Raw genomic sequence first — 1,725 nt, 5'->3', positions numbered from 1 at the left:
TTATAAACACAGTTCATTCCCAGACATCCCTTTCGGCATGCCTGATTTCAAACTGTTTTGTTTTCAACCATTAAAATCTATGCTGTCTTTAATGAAAAAAGATGACTCCCCGTTCTTCCGGTCTGAATCTTGCAATGAAGCTTATTGATATTTCGTCCCATCGCCAAAAGGATGCTCTCTGCCAGTGCATTTGCTTTTCCTCGGTACAGATATCTTCGAAAATTCATGTCTTCCTTTACATCAGCAAATGAACCTTCGGCCTGAATACTGCGATTCATACGGAGCATCGTTCCATACTCACTTGTGATCCGTTCCAGATCTTCTGCACGTTTTTGACTCATCGTCTTCGAGACCATCAGCACTTTATTACGTTTTTCCATAGGTGTTTTGCAGTTGTTTCCCTTGATACATTCCGTTTTATAAGGACAGCCGGTACAGTCTGGACTTCTGTAATAAGTTTTTACACTGACATATCCGCTGGCTGTTTTACTTCTGCGTTCATTTGTAACAGTCAGTTCCCTTCCATTCCGACAGATATAGCTGTCTCTGTCTGCGTGATACTCCATGTTTTCTCTTCTGCTGATGTCTTTTTTGTATTTTCGGGTTTTCGAAATCTCATAGTTCTGCGGCTTTATATAGGCGGTCTGTCCGTTTCCCTCAATGAAAAGATAGTTTTCTTCACTTTCATATCCGGCATCTGCAACGATTTCTGAATATTTAAATCCTAAGTGACTCTCCATATCTTTCAAAAAAGGGATCAGGGTGCATGTATCGGTTGGACGCGGGCTAATATCAATCCATGTGATGTATTCAGAGTCTACTCCGTGCTGGATGTTATAAGCAGGTTTTAACTGTCCATTCAGCATCGCATCTTCTTTCATTCTCATGAAGGTCGCATCCGGGTCTGTTTTGGAATAACTGTTTCTATCTCCAAGCGTATACAGTTTTTTCGTATATTCCTTTAGTTTCTCCAGATATTGATCCAGCTGTTCCAGGGATTTCTGCAACTGTGTTTTTCTACGTCCAATTCCATGCACGAACACAATTCCCTCCTGTACTTTGACGCGGCACAACTGCTTTTTTAACCGTTTTAATGTGTGGATGGATATCTGGTCATGGTATACGGTCCTGATTCCATAGAGTTCTTCGCATTCAGCCACAAAAGAAGTTAGTTTTGTGTATAACCGGGCCTGATTTTTCGTAATAGCCCGTTTCCATACAAATGTATATTTATTGGCTGCCGATTCAATCTTGGTGCCATCAATAAAAATGGTCTTTCCCGAAATCTCACCAAGAAGATAGAGCAGATCTGACATTTGGGCAAGCAGAACCTTTGCGCAGGCAGAAAAATGCAGGGAGATAAAACGCGCAATCGTTGCATGATCAGGAGCAGGCATTCCTTCAAGGAGATACATAAAGTTGATATCCCGTTTACATGCTTTTCGGATATCTCGACTTGAGTAGATTCGATTCATTGCTGCATAGATAACGAGTTTCAGCATCTGACGCGGCGTTGCCTGATTTTTTCTGATCCTGCCATAAGTTTTATATAGTTCAGAAAGGTCCATTTCCTCCACAAAGGCACTTACCAGACGAACTGGATCATCAGATGGAATAGAAATCTCTAAATCCAGCGGAAGTTTGATTTGATAATACAGCGAAAATGAGGTATAATCCCTCTGTATTATTTTGTTTAGTCGCATAAACTGATTATACCACGAACGC

At 41.0% G+C, this 1,725-nt stretch carries 1 protein-coding gene; it reads right to left on the bottom strand.

Annotation, left to right across the window (positions count from 1 at the left end; genetic code table 11):
• Positions 1 to 77 precede the first annotated feature (77 nt).
• Positions 78 to 1,725: IS1182 family transposase (locus DXA97_RS19710; protein WP_347561716.1), on the bottom strand; the 1,648-nt coding region annotated here is incomplete at its 5' end.

This window comes from Clostridium sp. OF09-36 (assembly GCF_003481985.1).
Lineage (GTDB): Bacteria > Bacillota > Clostridia > Lachnospirales > Lachnospiraceae > Brotaphodocola.
The sequence above is the reverse complement of the archived record's forward strand: the minus strand, read 5'-3'. Positions and strand labels throughout refer to the sequence as shown.